The following is a 14,470-nucleotide window of genomic DNA, read 5'->3' as shown; positions in this document are numbered from 1 at the left end:
AAGGACGTAGCATCATTAAGAAGGACCCGAAAGCTCAAATTGACGTTTGTGGCATAGCGAAAGGCTTTTGTGTTGATCTTTTGGCAGATAGATTACGAAAATTAGGAGTAAAGCCGGTAAAGATAATATTAATGGAATAGTTAAGTATATAAAAAAATTAGAACGATTTAAGTTTGCCTTTTTCCATCTGATATACCCGATTACAACGGATAATGCTTTTTGGATCATGCGAAACAAAAATAACACTTGAGCATTCCTCAAATAGAGAGCCGATTTTAACCTGGTTTGGATGATCTAATCCTGCTGACCATTCATCTGCAATCAAAATCATTGGACGAAGTGCTAAAGCACGAATAACTGATAGACGTCTCTTTTCACCTCCAGAAAGCTCATAAGGTTTTGCTTCAGGAGGAATCTCCAGAAATTCAAGCATTTCTTGAACAAATCCTTCTGTTTTTTTGCGATCGGATTTTCGATTGAACTCAATAGCAAGTAAAGCATTCGAAATAACAGAATCGAATCCAAGAAAAATATCTTCTTGCGGAATGTAACCAATGATTGCTCGATCTTTCAATTTGGTGTTTTTTTTACCTCGACATACGATTTGTCCTGAGGAAGGTGTAATCAGACCGCAAAGCATGCTAAGAAAACAGCTTTTGCCTGAACCTGATGGCCCTTTAATAGCGATACGTTCTCCATCTCTGCACGCAAAGAAAATGTCGTCTAGTATTTTTTTTCCTTTGCATTCATAAGATAAGTTGAAAGTCTCAAGGAAAATCATTTTTCATCTCTAAAAATTTTCTCAGGGCCTCTTCTAAAAAAAATAATAACTGATATGGAAACGACTGAACTCACAATAAATATAAAAAAAAACAACTGGCTTGTAGTAAGTGACACTAGCTGAACGTCATTTAAAAAATCACCAGTGTTTATTTCTTGCAGTAGAGGGAGATGCTTCATCCATCTTTTTGTTAAAAATGATCTTTTTAAGCCCCACTCGATAGATAGAAATCCAAGTGCAAGAGCTAATGGGAAAGATAAAAAAAAACATTTTCCAAGCCAAAGAAGAAAGCTAGACAAGAGTATTCTACAAGATCCTCCCATCATTTGAATAAGTGCAATTTCATGACGAGATTGAGAAAGTAATAGTATAGCCGCAAAACAGGCATTAGCTCCTCCTACGTAAAGAAGTGCCATTTTCAGACAAGAAATCAGTAGATGGTCATTCAAAATCTCTTGAATCCAACCTCCGTAAATTGGATGATCTTCAATAGTTGAAAGGCGCCATTTAGGAGAAAGTCTCTCCCTCAAGTGTGAGGCAACAGAACGAATACGATGTATGGGAATGAAACAAGCAAAAGAGCCAAGACCTGAATCCCATTCAGTAAGTACAAGATCATTGGTCATGCCAGAAAGATCAGAAAAAAAACCTGTTATTTTTCGCTCTACTTTTCTCCCATCTTTCAATGAATAGAGAGACAATATGTCTCCTACTCGTAGCTCATTCCAACTCCTTGGAATAAGTAATTCATCTTCTCTTAATGAACCCAAAAACGGATTGATATTTATAGTAATAGCTTCTCTAGAAAAAGACCCATTTTCACAAACAACAGGTTCCCTACAGATAGATAACGGCTCAACAGAAATGTCACTAAAAAAAGAAACTTCTGATGGATCAAGTGTTTTTTTTGTAGGATGACTAAATGATAGTGGTGGAATCACCAGGCTGATAGAACGGAATCTTTTTTGCTCCAACGTATCAGCAATAGATCCAACAAATATACACAAAAAAAAAGATGCTACTAGGCTTAATACAACAAGACATGAAGTCTTTCTAAAAAAAAGTGAGCAAGAAAAACGAAAGGGGAATGGAACCATTTACTTCGATTCAACAAAATCGACTCTTCTCCTAACTTTTGAGTCAAATTTTTTAATTCGAAGCTTAGGAGCACCTTTTTTCTTGGTTGTCCAACGCATCTCATCACTTGCTGTGCTTTTTAACTTGATTAGCTCTCTAGCCATATCGACCTCCTATTCCAATCCGTGTAAGTTTATAGGTATAAGTGCAAAACTTCAACTAATCAGGCGAAGAATTGGATCTGCTCTAGAATCTATAGAGGAAGGCCCCTCTCTTTCTAATTGTAGAGCTCCTAATCCCGCTATCATTACAGCGTTATCTGTTGCAAGTTCAGCATGTGGAAAATATATCTGGAATCTATTGCCAAATTCTTTAACTAAAAGATGTTTTAGATACGTGTTAGCTGTCACGCCACCACCAAATACAATAGATTTTAAGTTATAATTAGAGCAAATTTTATGAAGAGTTCCGCAAATAACGTTACAAGCTGAACGTTGAAAGGAAGCTGCTATGTCTGCTCGATCTTGAGAAGAAAGTGGTGAATTACTCTCTAAATCTCTAATTTTATATAGCACTGCAGTTTTAAGCCCACTGAATGAGACGTTATATGGGTTAATTTGCCCTCCTTTGAAAGAGAATCTTTTTTCATCTCCTTCTAGCGCCAATTGTTCTATTAAAGATCCACCTGGATATGACAAACCAAGCATGATAGCAACCTTATCAAAAGCCTCTCCAATTGCATCATCCAAAGTTTCACCTAGATAGGTGTATTCACCAATTGAATGTATTAAACAAAAGAAAGTATGCCCTCCAGATAGTACGACGCCAATGCTTTCTTCTATCTTATTTTTCCCATGACTCATCAAGGCTGCATAGATATGCGCCTCAACATGGTTAACACAAACAAGTGGCTTTTCGAGCGTTAAAGCCAATGTCTTAGCAAAACTCATACCAACAAGAAGAGACCCAATTAAACCAGGACCTCTAGCAACTGCGATAGCATCAATGTCAACTACACTTAATTTAACCGCCTGTAAAGACTGATGAAATATAGGTAGTAAGTGCGTGAGATGGAGTCTAGCAGCAATTTCAGGAATTACCCCATTTTTTTCCTTGTGTACTTCATTTTGAGAATATAGCTGTTGATGAAGTACGTTGAGGGGTGGCTCAAGTAAGGATATGGCCGTTTCGTCGCATGTCGTTTCAATCCCTATTATCATTCTTTAATTCCAATTGAGAAGAAGAGTCTTTATCAAAGATAAATAGAACGTTTTTTCTACCTAATAAAAGATTAGCAGGTAAAGAAGGGTCTTTGCGATTTATTACTTTATCCAGAATCAATCTTTTGGAGGAACCAGTAACTAAAACCCACACGTTAGATGATGTAAATATTGATTGTAAGGAAAGTGATATCCTCCAACCTTTTTCATCAACTTTTAATGACTCTACGAGTGGCATTTCATATGCTTCTTCCAGCAATTTTTTTTCTTCTAGGAAAACAGAATGGTCAGGAAAGAACGATGCAAAATGTCCATCATCTCCAATGCCAAGAAGCGCAATATCAAAAGGTAATGCTTCTCTAATTGTATCAGAATACATATCTGCTAACTCTTCAGGAGGTAGAGATGCGTTAGTAACAATTGGAAAAAATTGACACCCTTTCAGAACCTTCATGATTGAAAACGCATTCCCAAAATTGCTCTCTTTGTCCTCTATTGGAACATATCTTTCATCAACCCAAAACCATTCTACACTTTTCCAAAATTCCAACTCAGGAGACTTAGCAAATTCACGAAAAATAGGAAGAGGGGTATTTCCTCCAGACAGAGCAATTCTACAAATGCCTTTTTCTCTAACACTATCCCTAATGTAATCGTAAAAAATTTTCACAGTGGAAGAAATGGTCTCTTCAAAAGACCCAGGAATATAAAAAGAAGCATCCTGACTATTGTTTTGCCTCACTTTCTTTCTCCTGGAGATGTTTGTGAATGGTTGTATAAACTTGCAAAGCTGCTGTCGGACCCCAAGAGCCTGCTCGATATATTTGAAGCTGATGTTCTCCAGGTGAAAGAAAATAATTCTCAAGACTTTTCCATCCCAAAGAAGCTTCTGTCGCAGACAAAAAGGACGCTCCTTCTTTGTAAAGACAAGCTTTTAGTATAGCCTCATATCCAAAGAGACGTGATTTCCACTCTTTTTCTATCTCTATGCGTATATCATTAACTTCTTTGGGGAAGCCTACTATCTTTATTTCAGGCTCACTTTGAATAATCATTCTTTCCCCAGAGCGAAAGAGCACGATGACTTCTGTCCGCTTATTATTCAAACGTTTTCCTGTGAATAGCTCGAAATCTACGTCTTTCCACTCAGGCAAAACACTTGTGAATCTCATAGCAGCAAATGTCTCAGTCTTAGATTCATTTGTTATATCTTTTTCTTGAAGATAGCTACAAACTTGAACACCATCAATTTCACCATTGCTATATTGACCAATTTGAATTGGGCATTTAGTTGAAAAACGTAATGAAGATAAAAAGTTTTCTTTGCGTTCTCTAATTGATACTTCCTCTGACATCGAAATACATCCCAGAGACAACACCTGTAACAAATGGCTTTGGATCATGTCCTTTACTTGACCCTGTTGATTGAAAAAATTAGCTCTCTGATTGATTCCAATAGACTCTGTGGCAATAACATGAATCGATTGAATATTAGTACTGTTCCATAGTCGTGAAATAGATGGTAGACAACGAATTTCCAATAAAGAACCAACACCTGGCTTGCAGAGATAGTGATCGATCAAATGGATGGAATCAGAATTAACTAACTCATCCAACTGTTTTTGAAGCTCTAAAGATGATTTGAAATCGTGGCCAAACGGCTTTTCTAAAAATAAAGAAGATCTCTCAGGTCGCCAACAAGATGATTTGATCAAACAACTTACAATATCAAAGAAAAATTTTGTTGAGACTGCAAGAAAAAAAGATAGATCTGCCTGTTTACCCAATTCTTCTAAAACTTGTTGAAGAGATACGTACGTGGAAAGGTCATCAATTTGGAGCTTGCAATAGCGTAATTTAGAAACCAACTTATTCCAAGTTGTTGAACCTGCATGTTCCACAACTGAACTACGTTCTAATAGCTCTAGACTTGTTATCTCTTGTCTTCCTACGCCTATACAAAGAAAATCGTCTCCAAGCAATCCAAGCTTTTCCAGCTGGTATAAAGCCGGGAAAATTTTCTCACGAGCTAGACTGCCCGTAGAACCGAATAATATCAAAACTTGATGCGGCCTCGTCATTTACTATGCTCCTTCAGGAAGAATTTCCTTTTGGTTGCGCACTGTGTCGAGATAGCTTTGTAATATAATGGCAGCAGCTACAGAGTCATGTATGTTTTTTCTATATTTTTTCTTAGTTTGACTCTCTTCAAGAAGAACGTCGGCATGACGAGAAGACAAACGTTCGTCCCAAGCTATCACTCGAGTCGAAGTATTAAGAAGTAGTTCATACAAATTTTGGTAAAGGGACCTCGCCCACGCTGTCATTCGACTGTCTTTACCAGAAAGAAGAAGGGGAATGCCAACAACCATCACATCAATAACCCTTTCTTTCAAGGTTTGAAGAATTTGCAGCGCAGCACTGTGTGGATCGTTTTTTTTAAGGGTAATCGTATGTAAGGGAAGGGAAAAGGAGGCGGAAGGATCTGAAATAGCCAAACCACATCTGGCCATTCCTGGATCGACTGCCACACTCCTTTTGTCAATCTTTGTTGAACAAGAAGTATCCTCGCTCAATTTCCATCCTTAGATTCGTCATTCTTCGTTTGGCAGCTTTTTTTAGGGCCACAAGGACAACAGCCACCACCGGAACCATTTTTCTTATCTTTACACCACATAGAACAACAACGCTTCTTGCATCCCCAACAAAAGAATAGAAGAATAGGGCTCAAGACGAGAATAAATAAAGCAGCTTTTACCAAAAATTCCATTAAAATCCTCCTCAGGACCTTCCAAACTCACTCATCTCTTTCATTGAACAGGTCTGTCTAATTTTTCAAGAAATGTATTTGTCGATACAACAAAAATTAAGACGATTTCACTAAAAAGTCTAAAAACAGAGCAATAAAACTACTTGGGTTAAAGAGGGATATGTCGTCAATTTGCCGTCCTGTACCTAAAAAAGCAATAGGCAAAGAAATTTCCTTTATAACAGAAAATATAGTTCCATATGGGATTTCTGCTCGTGTGAAAAAATACCCTTTAATTTCTAGATGCTCGAAAAATCTTTTTGCCTGGGTTAAAGCGTAATTTCCCAAAGAATTATCAAGAACAAGAAGGGGAATGATCCTTTCCGAAGGAAGAAATTTATTAGCAACCGATATAGATTTCTTTAATTCCATTATTAAATTTTGATTGTTTGATAAACGCCCAGATGTGTCCACAATTATTACGTCCATATTTGCCTTAAGTCCAGATTCAATTCCTTGAAAAACAACTGAGGCAGGATCAGATTTTGGTTTGCCTATTATACAAGTCAAACCAATGGAATTAGACAAACATTGTAATTGTTCTCCGGCTGCTGCTCGGAAAGTATCGCTAGATACAAGAGAAACCCTTTTGCCTTTTTTCAGAAAGTAATTGGCAACTTTAACGCACGAAGTAGTCTTCCCATGTCCATTCTCCCCAATAAGAAAGATTATTTGAGGGAATCTGTTCAAAAGGTTGGGTTGCTCTTTAGGACAAAGTTTTATGAGTTCATTTCGAATGACATCTTGCCATGAGATATTGCTGTTTCTATTTTGCAGACTTAAAACAAGTTGAATGGCAATTTCTTCACTTATATTTGTTCCTAATAAGGCTTCCTTAATCCTTTCTGGGGGACTTTCCAGAGTTTTTGGATAAAGTAGATGCTTTACCCATCTGATTACTCTGTTAAAGATCATAACTGAAATCTACCTTGCTTTTATGTCACTTCAAGATGACTTTTTTTTCGAAGCTCCCTTTTTCTGACTAATGCTGTGTGATTCTTCTTGTTTCTTTTCTTGTGAAGAAACAAGATCGACCCAAATTGGAGAAGACCAAGCAGCATTCTGGTCCTCTTGTACAACCCTTAGGTAGTAATAGGCGAACTTGTTTCCTTGATAATTTATACATATCGACTCTAAGTGGTCTTGGTCATCAATGGAAAAATCCAAGTCTATTTGTCCTGGAGAGATCGAAAACTCATGGAAAAGTTTCCCATTTCTAATAATTTGCACTGATTTAAGGGGAGATAATCCAGATACAAATCCACTTATATGACGATTAAAGACTAAGCCAGGTTTTTCAATTGTAGAAAGTTCCTTGCCCATTCCGATTTTGGCTAAAAAGAACCCAACTAAGATGCGAACCCCAGTTGTAGCAAAGCAATTCCTGCTTAGTAACGCTTCAAATATAGATTTTCTATTGAATTCAGGGCTTAATACGACTGTAAATCCAGGTGAATATGGAGGGTTGTCTGTATCGTTAGACTTTCTTTCTGTCCCGCCAGCACAAAACCCGAATCGTAGATTTTGATTCAAAGCTTCTCTAATTGAACCACAAGCTATGGATTGCTTAGGCGATTTGCAACTTATTGGGAAAAGATTATCTTCAACACACTCAGAGCTCCCTAAACTGCAATAGATCTCGGCCAGGCATTCTATGCCAGAAACATTTTCTTTGAAGTCATAACATGTTTTCTCCCCCATCGTCAGGAATGGAACCGAAATGATTTCTCCTGGAACTATAGACTTATAAATTTTTTTAAGATCTGAGTGTGTTTTCAAATCTGAATCTTTTTGCTGTAAAACACTTTCATTCATAGACAGAAAGTTTCTACATCCTGTCTCTTTTGCTTTCCCGCTGATTTGTGCCCCAAAAAAAGTAACGAAACGGTCTTCTTCATTGAAATCTTCAACAGCTTGCACGAGTGCTTTGTTACAAACTGTTGGAGCACCTTCAGATAAAAAGGGTAAAGGGGGTATTGCAACAAAATTAAGACCTAAATCATCCCTGAACTGTCTCATATACATCTCAGGTGTTTCGATTGTGCGTGTTCTAGGAGACTCTCCTCGAATTTGGCCCCAAAAAAGAAGAGTTTCTTCATTGAAGCATCGTATCGGAGCACTAACAAACGATCGCCCATTTAGCTCATTTTTTAAACGGATTCGATAAACACCAACCTCATTCAAATATAAATTTGGCAGTGTAACAAAGCCAGTTTCGTGAACGAAAAGACGCCACTGTAGGTTATCCCTTAAATTTTCATACGAAAGAGATATTAGTGTTTCTGGTGGAGCATTACTTGTTGGGTTGCCAAATTGATCTTCAAATTTTACAACAACGTCAAATCTCTTTCCTTTCCCGACACATGAAGGTGATAATACTCTAATTGTTTCAAGAACATTACCTAATACATCTACTGCGATTTTTTCTTGTTCTTTCAGACTGCTTTGAGCGTGTTCGATGTAGATTAGAAAAACTCTTCTTCTTTGTGTAAATGTCTGAGCTCGATTGGTCCCATCCTTTGTGTTCAAATTATCAGGTGATCCACCTATCACAATTTGGAACTGTTGCCCTGTTGAGAGGTTCTTTGGAAGAACGAACTCAAACACACTACAAGGACCTTTCCCTTGTTGGGCCAATTTAGCCTTTACAACTGTTGTTCCGTTAATCAATCCAAAGATGGAATTTTTTTTAGCAGTATTTGTTTGTGGGATCTCCCATTCATACGATTGACCAGTTGATCCCAAGTCAAATCGAATCAAAGTCCCCTTTTGTAATGGGAACGAAGCACAAATAGAAAACTTCCAGCATCCTATTTCGCCTGCAAGACATGATCCGAAATCTTCTGACATGATTGATCGTCGCATGATATTGATCTCCCTCAAACAACAACGAACGGACCGCGGAAATTTATCACATTTTCCTATTCCAGAATTGATCATCTTTAAACAGATTAATTCTCGCATGAATATTTCTTGTTTTCCCGAAGCTGTTCTTTCCTGTTTCCTAAAATCACTTTTCTATGTAACATCCAGCGGTGATTTTACTGCGGGGTGGAGCAGTGGAAGCTCGCTGGGCTCATAACCCAGAGGTCGTAGGTTCGAATCCTGCCCCCGCCATATTTTTTCTGTTGGATGCCTCTAACGAGGGCGGCATAGCTCAGTTGGTCAGAGCAGCGGAATCATAATCCGTAGGTCGGTGGTTCAAGTCCATCTGCCGCTATCTTTTCCCTCTTATTAATCTTTCGAATCGTTTATCTCACCTTGGTTTTGAGTGTCTCAGAAATATTAGGTGGTGTGCGTGTTTAAAAAGGATATTAGTTATTTTTCTGTTGTTAGGGCTAATTCGCCTTTGCAGTTGCCAAATCAATTATCTGATTTTCCTTGTGTTTGTTTCAGAGAAGAAAACAACTTATCAGTTCGTCCGGAACTAGAGGAATATTTCCCTTCTATGCAATCAGCTCCTCTGTTGGTCGCAGAAAAGGATGTTAATTGTCCTGAAATACATGGGATGAGAATAGGTGTATTGTTTTCAGGTGGACCGGCTCCGGGAGGACATAATGTTTTAGTTGGTCTTTCTGATGCTCTTACAAGTATAGGTTCAATCGGTGGTCTTTTTGGATTTGAAAATGGATTTGAAGGGTTATTGAATGGGGAAAAAATAGAACTAACTAATGATCTTTTGCAAAATTGGACAAATTCAGGTGGGTTTCATCTTCTTTCTACTTCCAGAAAAAAATTGAATGGAACAGCTGATTTCGAAAAAGTTGCTCAAGTTTGTGTAGAGCTTGCACTAGATGGTTTAGTTGTTATTGGAGGAGATGATTCAAATACGAATGCAGGTCTTCTAGCAGAATTTTTTCAAAAGGAGAAACTAAAAACGGCAATCATAGGAGTGCCGAAAACAATTGATGGAGATTTGAAGGGTCACTCAATAGAGGTCTCATTTGGTCACGACACAGCTGCTAAAGTGATTTCTGAGTTGGTCGGGAATGTCTGCCTCGATTCATTATCGTTTAAAAAAAATTATCATTTTGTACGATTGATGGGTCGTCATGCCTCTCACTTGACTCTTGAAACTGCTCTCCAAGTTCAACCTACATATACCTTAATAAGCGAACAGATTCGAAAAGAAGGAATTTCTTTGCAAAAGATTGTCTCTTCTTTGGTCAACTTAATTAAGAGACGAGCAGATCAAGGAAAACATTATGGTGTCATACTTGTTCCTGAAGGTTTGATTGAACAGATTCCTGGTATAGATACGCTAATATGTGTTCTAAATGATCTTTTGGCCAGAGATCCGAATCATAACGTGGAAACTATTCATCAAAGTCTTGATCCAGCTTCTTCAACTATACTGGGATCTCTTCCAGAGTCAATTCAAGAACAGCTCCTATACGATCGGGATGCGCATGGGAATGTCGCTGTTTCGAGAATTGATACAGAAAGGCTACTTTTATCTCTTGTAAAACAAGAAATTGAAAAGATTCCCTCATTGATTAAGTCTTTCTCTGCAGTTTCTCACTTTTTTGGATATGAATGTAGATGTGCGCATCCTAGTTGGTTCGATGCTAATTACTGTTATTCTTTGGGGATGTGCGCAGCTGCGTTGGTTCGTGAGAAAAGAAATGGATACATGGCAATCATGACCGATCTGGAAAAAGATGTCTCTTCCTGGCAAGTTAAGGGAATTCCTTTGATGTCTATGTTCCACAAAGAGAGAAGAGAGGGACAATGGTTCCCAGTCATAAGAAAGACATTAGTTGATTTGAACGGTCCTGGCTTTCTTGCGCTCAAGAAAAATTCAGAAACATGGGCTACAAATGACTGTTTCCTATCTCCAGGGCCATATCAATTCGAAGGAGACAAGAAGGTGTCCCATTCAATTCCTAAAGCATTACTTTTGGAGAAAGAAGGATGTGGAGATTAATTTTTAAAAAAGCAATTAGCGCAATCATGACCCTCTTTTCAATTGCGACTATTACTTTTTTTTTAATGAAGGCTATTCCTGGTGATCCTTTCGCTGAAGAGAGACCAATTCCAAAAGAAGTAAGAAAATCTCTTAATGCGTACTATGGCCTAGATCGTCCGATATGGATTCAGTATTTAACCTATATGAAGGGTATTTGCTTGTTTGATTTGGGCCCATCACTCAAGTACCCTGATCGCTCTGTTAATTCTATTTTAAGAGAAGGATTTCCTGTATCTGCCTTTTTAGGTGTTGAAGCTTTGTGTCTTTCGCTGTTTCTTGGTCTATATTTAGGTGCAATTTCTGCACAAAATTGGAGAAGACCTATAGACAGAGTAATTACTGTAGGATCCATTGTAGGAATATCTAATCCAAATTTTGTAAAGGCGACTCTTCTTCAATACATTTTTGCAATCAAATTGGGAATATTACCTGTAGCTTGCTGGGGGACATTTCGTCATACAGTTCTGCCTGTTATCGCAATTGCAACTTCTCCTTCGTGTCATTTAACTCGTTTGATTCGAGCAGGAATGATTAACGCTCTTTCTCGTGACTATATTCAGACTGCTAGAGCTAAGGGCATCCCTTGGGATAATGTTCTATATCGTCATCTTTTGCCTGAGGCAATTCTTCCTGCTTTAGGAGTTCTAGGACCTTTAACTTCAGGGATATTAGTTGGTGGGTTTGTTGTAGAAAAAATTTTTGCCATTCCTGGTCTCGGACAATGGTTTATAAAGAGCACCTCTAATCGTGATTATCCTCTCATAATGGGATTGACCATTTTCTATGGATCCTTGCTTCTAATAGCAAATTTTTTGGTTGATTTAATTCATATCTATTTGGATCCGCGTGTAGCTAGTTCTTCTGTTTCGAAAAGAAGTAAGATTAAGGGATAGTTGATTGGTCTATGGATCGTTTTGATGATTTGTTTTTGCCATTGAAAAGATCTTCTCGAGAGGGAAAGAGGTCTTTTGATGACTTAGAATTTCCAAGTAAGACTTCGCTTGCGCTTCAGCATTTTTTCAAGAACAAAACTGCAACGTACTCTCTTATTTTTGTGATATTACTTTTTTTGGGATCCGTTCTTATCCCAATATTTTCATCTCATACCTATTATGAGAACCATTTAGATTCAGTTAATGCTAAGCCTAGTTTGAATTTCTGGTTTGGAACAGATGAATTAGGCAGGGATATTTTTGTTCGTGTTTGGTATGGAGCTCGTATTTCTCTTGGTGTAGGTATTGGTTCTGCTTGTATTGATCTAGTTCTTGGAATTTTGTTTGGTGGAATGTCTGGCTATTTCGGTGGATTTGTTGATGAAGTTATGATGCGTATTATCGATATCATTGATGGTGTTCCAACACTACTCAAAGCTATGGCTTTGCGTTGCCTTTTTCGTGGAGGATTCTTCACAGTGTTGGTTATTATCGGCTTCCTAAGCTGGTCTAGAACTGCTCGTGTAGTGAGATTCCAAGTTTTAGAATGTAAAAATCAAGATTTCGTATTGGCAGCAAAGGCTATAGGAGCTAACAAGAAGCAAATTTTTTTCTTTCATATTTTACCAAATATCTGGGGCCCTCTTATTGTGTCTGTTACACTATCAGTGCCAGGGGCAATTTTTGGAGAAGGTTTTTTGAGCTTTTTAGGGATGGGCGTAGCTTTACCAGTAGCTAGTTGGGGAAGTATGGCAAGTTCTGGATTACAGGCTCTACGTGACTATCCGTGGCGTCTTTTCTTCCCAATAGGATTTATTTTTGTCACAATGCTCGCATTTAATTGGATTGGTGATGGATTGCGAGATGCTCTTGACCCAAGAAGGTTTGTCGAGGAAGAAAAAGACACATGACAAAACCAATTTTAATTGCTGAAGGAATATCTCTTAAGTTGCGAACTCAATACGGACTTGTCCATTGTGTGCGCGATGTATCTTTTTCATTAAAAGAGGGTGAGGTCCTATTCATTTTAGGGGAATCTGGATGTGGCAAAAGTATGTTAGCCATGTCATTGGTTAAGTTAATGCCAAAGACTATTCACTATCAAATGAGTGGCAAGATCTTATTTAATGGTGCGAATCTAGCTGATGTTGAAGAAGAAGAAATGCATCACTTTCGAGGAAAATTTATTGGGTTTGTTTTTCAAAATGTCATGACAGCTCTTCATCCGATGTTTACTGTTGGAGAGCAAATTGCAGAAGGAATGCGGTATCATTTAGGTCTTTCACGTAAAGAGGCCGCTGCTGAAGCACTTTATTGGCTAGAACGTGTAGGCATCCCTGATCCGAAGAGACGTCAAGAAAACTATCCTCATGAATTTAGTGGAGGTCAGCGTCAAAGAATTTCTATTGCCGTTGCTCTTGCTTCTAAACCTCAAATTTTGATTGCAGATGAGCCAACTACAGCGCTTGATGTTACTGTGCAAGAGCAGATTATTGCTCTTTTACATGATTTGAGAAGTGAACTTGCTATGAGCATTCTTTTCATTACGCATGATTTAGGAGTTGTATCTTCTTTTGCTGATCGAATTCTTGTTATGTATGCAGGTAGCATTGTAGAAGAGGGATCTGTTTTTGATATTTTTCAATCTCCTAATCATCCATACACAAAAAGTTTACTACAATCCTTGCCTAGAGGGGAGCCTTCTTCTCGATTAAGGACGATTCCTGGGACTCCTCCTGATCTTGGAGAGCAAAAAAATGGTTGTGCATTTGCCCCTCGTTGTCCTTTTGCAATGAATATATGTGAAATTTATTCTCCACTTTATTCATCGTTAGGAGAACGTAAATGTGCCTGTCACTTACATAGAGAAGAAGCTAAAGAACAATATAAACGTTTTAGGGATAGTAGTTAGTCTGTGCGCAAGGATATTATTTATTCTCTTAAGGGCGTCTCCAAGACTTACCAGCCGGATGGTTGTAAGGCCCTCAATGAGATTGAGTTTGATATATACAGAGAAGAAATATTTGGACTGGTAGGAGAAAGTGGATCTGGAAAGTCGACTTGTGCTCGAGTAGTTTCTGGTTTAGATGAGGTTGACTCTGGTCAATGTTTTTTTGAAGGGAAAGACATATCTCATTTATCTGAAAGAGAATTGTTTTCTTTACGTAGAGAGATACAGTTCGTGTTCCAAGATCCTTGCGCAGCTTTGAATCCGATGCACCGTATTGTGGAGACTCTACTAGAGCCTTTGCGTCTTCATTCAAACTATATGAAGTCAAGGAAACCTCCTTTGGAAGAAATTGCATCACTTCTAGAAAAGGTTGGTCTTCCATTAGATGTTTTATCTAGATTCCCGCATCAATTCAGTGGAGGCGCAAAAACACATCCGTCTTTAGAAACTTTTCTTTCCAAATTCTTCTTTGGAATAATTATTTTAGGGACTCTCTGCCTTTGCCTAATAGGATCAGGTATAGGAATAGCATCTATTAATACCTTTGTATAAGGATGTTTTGGCGACTTATATACAGTTTCAACATCCCCCACCTCTACCAAAGATCCACCGTACATAACACCTATTCTGTTGCACATATAACGCATAATCAAAAGATCATGTGAAACTATGAGAATAGTAAGGGAAAAATTGTCTCTTAAATCAAGCAAAAGATTGACTATTTGCGCTTG

General features: G+C 38.0%; 16 protein-coding genes, 2 tRNA genes and 1 pseudogene. 8 read left to right on the top strand and 11 right to left on the bottom strand.

Annotation, left to right across the window (positions count from 1 at the left end; translation table 11 throughout):
* Positions 1-11 precede the first annotated feature (11 nt).
* On the top strand, positions 12-140 hold the full coding sequence (locus GCCT14_RS05615) for an FAD:protein FMN transferase (protein WP_204592932.1): 129 nt from the start codon (positions 12-14) through the stop codon (positions 138-140).
* A gap of 17 nt (positions 141-157) precedes the next feature.
* Here GCCT14_RS05615 and GCCT14_RS02010 read toward each other — a convergent pair whose 3' ends face one another.
* The 10 genes from GCCT14_RS02010 to GCCT14_RS01965 all read right to left on the bottom strand — a co-directional run bounded on the left by GCCT14_RS02010 (position 158) and on the right by GCCT14_RS01965 (position 8,851).
* Positions 158-781, bottom strand: coding sequence for an ABC transporter ATP-binding protein (locus tag GCCT14_RS02010; protein WP_108624015.1), 624 nt, complete (start codon positions 779-781; stop codon positions 158-160).
* The gene (locus tag GCCT14_RS02005) at positions 778-1,878 is read right to left on the bottom strand and encodes a hypothetical protein (protein ID WP_108624014.1); all 1,101 of its coding nucleotides are present in this window, start codon (positions 1,876-1,878) and stop codon (positions 778-780) included. The genes GCCT14_RS02010 and GCCT14_RS02005 overlap by 4 nt, the downstream gene beginning before the upstream one ends.
* Positions 1,879-2,022, bottom strand: coding sequence for a 50S ribosomal protein L33 (gene rpmG / locus GCCT14_RS02000; protein WP_108624013.1), 144 nt, complete (start codon positions 2,020-2,022; stop codon positions 1,879-1,881).
* A 51-nt stretch (positions 2,023-2,073) separates the two neighbouring features.
* A complete protein-coding gene (gene tsaD / locus GCCT14_RS01995; RefSeq protein WP_108624012.1) occupies positions 2,074-3,078 on the bottom strand; it encodes a tRNA (adenosine(37)-N6)-threonylcarbamoyltransferase complex transferase subunit TsaD in 1,005 nt (334 codons plus the stop codon).
* Positions 3,062-3,820 carry a 6-phosphogluconolactonase gene (gene pgl, locus GCCT14_RS01990; protein WP_157952479.1) on the bottom strand — a complete coding sequence of 253 codons (759 nt, stop codon included), beginning with the start codon at positions 3,818-3,820 and terminating at the stop codon, positions 3,062-3,064. Before pgl ends, tsaD begins: the two co-directional genes overlap by 17 nt.
* Positions 3,804-5,159 carry a glucose-6-phosphate dehydrogenase gene (locus tag GCCT14_RS01985; protein ID WP_108624010.1) on the bottom strand — a complete coding sequence of 452 codons (1,356 nt, stop codon included), beginning with the start codon at positions 5,157-5,159 and terminating at the stop codon, positions 3,804-3,806. Before GCCT14_RS01985 ends, pgl begins: the two co-directional genes overlap by 17 nt.
* 3 nt (positions 5,160-5,162) lie before the next feature.
* Positions 5,163-5,609, bottom strand: coding sequence for a Holliday junction resolvase RuvX (gene ruvX / locus GCCT14_RS01980; RefSeq protein WP_204592931.1), 447 nt, complete (start codon positions 5,607-5,609; stop codon positions 5,163-5,165).
* Positions 5,610-5,650: 41 nt separating this feature from the next.
* A complete protein-coding gene (locus tag GCCT14_RS01975) occupies positions 5,651-5,848 on the bottom strand; it encodes a hypothetical protein (protein ID WP_108624008.1) in 198 nt (65 codons plus the stop codon).
* 96 nt (positions 5,849-5,944) lie between these two features.
* Positions 5,945-6,802, bottom strand: a complete 858-nt coding sequence (locus tag GCCT14_RS01970) for a P-loop NTPase family protein (protein WP_108624007.1) — start codon at positions 6,800-6,802, stop codon at positions 5,945-5,947.
* Positions 6,803-6,832: 30 nt separating this feature from the next.
* A complete protein-coding gene (locus GCCT14_RS01965; RefSeq protein WP_108624006.1) occupies positions 6,833-8,851 on the bottom strand; it encodes a DUF3604 domain-containing protein in 2,019 nt (672 codons plus the stop codon).
* Between the two features lie 81 nt (positions 8,852-8,932).
* Here GCCT14_RS01965 and GCCT14_RS01960 point away from each other — a divergent pair.
* The 7 genes and pseudogenes from GCCT14_RS01960 to GCCT14_RS01930 all read left to right on the top strand — a co-directional run.
* Positions 8,933-9,004: transfer RNA gene (locus GCCT14_RS01960), tRNA-Met, on the top strand.
* 29 nt (positions 9,005-9,033) lie between these two features.
* A tRNA-Met gene (locus tag GCCT14_RS01955) sits at positions 9,034-9,107 on the top strand.
* Positions 9,108-9,185: 78 nt separating this feature from the next.
* Positions 9,186-10,814 (top strand): diphosphate--fructose-6-phosphate 1-phosphotransferase, encoded by a 1,629-nt coding sequence (locus tag GCCT14_RS01950; RefSeq protein WP_157952478.1) that lies wholly within the window; start codon positions 9,186-9,188, stop codon positions 10,812-10,814.
* Positions 10,802-11,749, top strand: coding sequence for an ABC transporter permease (locus GCCT14_RS01945; RefSeq protein WP_108624004.1), 948 nt, complete (start codon positions 10,802-10,804; stop codon positions 11,747-11,749). Before GCCT14_RS01950 ends, GCCT14_RS01945 begins: the two co-directional genes overlap by 13 nt.
* 11 nt (positions 11,750-11,760) lie before the next feature.
* Entirely contained in the window at positions 11,761-12,699 is a 939-nt protein-coding gene (locus GCCT14_RS01940) for an ABC transporter permease (protein ID WP_108624003.1), read from the top strand.
* On the top strand, positions 12,696-13,700 hold the full coding sequence (locus GCCT14_RS01935) for an ABC transporter ATP-binding protein (protein ID WP_108624002.1): 1,005 nt from the start codon (positions 12,696-12,698) through the stop codon (positions 13,698-13,700). The genes GCCT14_RS01940 and GCCT14_RS01935 overlap by 4 nt, the downstream gene beginning before the upstream one ends.
* A gap of 3 nt (positions 13,701-13,703) precedes the next feature.
* Positions 13,704-14,162, top strand: a pseudogene (locus tag GCCT14_RS01930) (ATP-binding cassette domain-containing protein); the annotation flags it as partial.
* Here the strand turns inward: GCCT14_RS01930 and GCCT14_RS05610 are convergent.
* Positions 14,147-14,356: an oligopeptide/dipeptide ABC transporter ATP-binding protein gene (locus GCCT14_RS05610; protein WP_420885381.1), complete on the bottom strand. Its 210-nt coding sequence runs from the start codon at positions 14,354-14,356 to the stop codon at positions 14,147-14,149. The pseudogene GCCT14_RS01930 and the gene GCCT14_RS05610 sit on opposite strands and share 16 nt — an antisense overlap.
* Positions 14,357-14,470 lie beyond the last annotated feature (114 nt).

This window comes from Candidatus Similichlamydia epinepheli (genome assembly GCF_003056015.1).
This window is presented reverse-complemented; position numbering and strand designations above follow the sequence as displayed.

Excerpts from the sequence above, each read along its gene's own strand:
- GCCT14_RS02010 (WP_108624015.1), bottom strand. The coding sequence starts at position 781 with ATGATTTTCCTTGAGACTTTCAACTTATCTTATGAATGCAAAGGAAAA.
- GCCT14_RS02005 (WP_108624014.1), bottom strand. The coding sequence starts at position 1,878 with ATGGTTCCATTCCCCTTTCGTTTTTCTTGCTCACTTTTTTTTAGAAAG.
- rpmG (WP_108624013.1), bottom strand. The coding sequence starts at position 2,022 with ATGGCTAGAGAGCTAATCAAGTTAAAAAGCACAGCAAGTGATGAGATG.
- tsaD (WP_108624012.1), bottom strand. The coding sequence starts at position 3,078 with ATGATAATAGGGATTGAAACGACATGCGACGAAACGGCCATATCCTTA.
- GCCT14_RS01985 (WP_108624010.1), bottom strand. The coding sequence starts at position 5,159 with ATGACGAGGCCGCATCAAGTTTTGATATTATTCGGTTCTACGGGCAGT.
- GCCT14_RS01975 (WP_108624008.1), bottom strand. The coding sequence starts at position 5,848 with ATGGAATTTTTGGTAAAAGCTGCTTTATTTATTCTCGTCTTGAGCCCT.
- GCCT14_RS01970 (WP_108624007.1), bottom strand. The coding sequence starts at position 6,802 with ATGATCTTTAACAGAGTAATCAGATGGGTAAAGCATCTACTTTATCCA.
- GCCT14_RS01965 (WP_108624006.1), bottom strand. The coding sequence starts at position 8,851 with ATGCGAGAATTAATCTGTTTAAAGATGATCAATTCTGGAATAGGAAAA.
- GCCT14_RS01945 (WP_108624004.1), top strand. The coding sequence starts at position 10,802 with ATGTGGAGATTAATTTTTAAAAAAGCAATTAGCGCAATCATGACCCTC.
- GCCT14_RS01940 (WP_108624003.1), top strand. The coding sequence starts at position 11,761 with ATGGATCGTTTTGATGATTTGTTTTTGCCATTGAAAAGATCTTCTCGA.
- GCCT14_RS01935 (WP_108624002.1), top strand. The coding sequence starts at position 12,696 with ATGACAAAACCAATTTTAATTGCTGAAGGAATATCTCTTAAGTTGCGA.
- GCCT14_RS05610 (WP_420885381.1), bottom strand. The coding sequence starts at position 14,356 with ATGTACGGTGGATCTTTGGTAGAGGTGGGGGATGTTGAAACTGTATAT.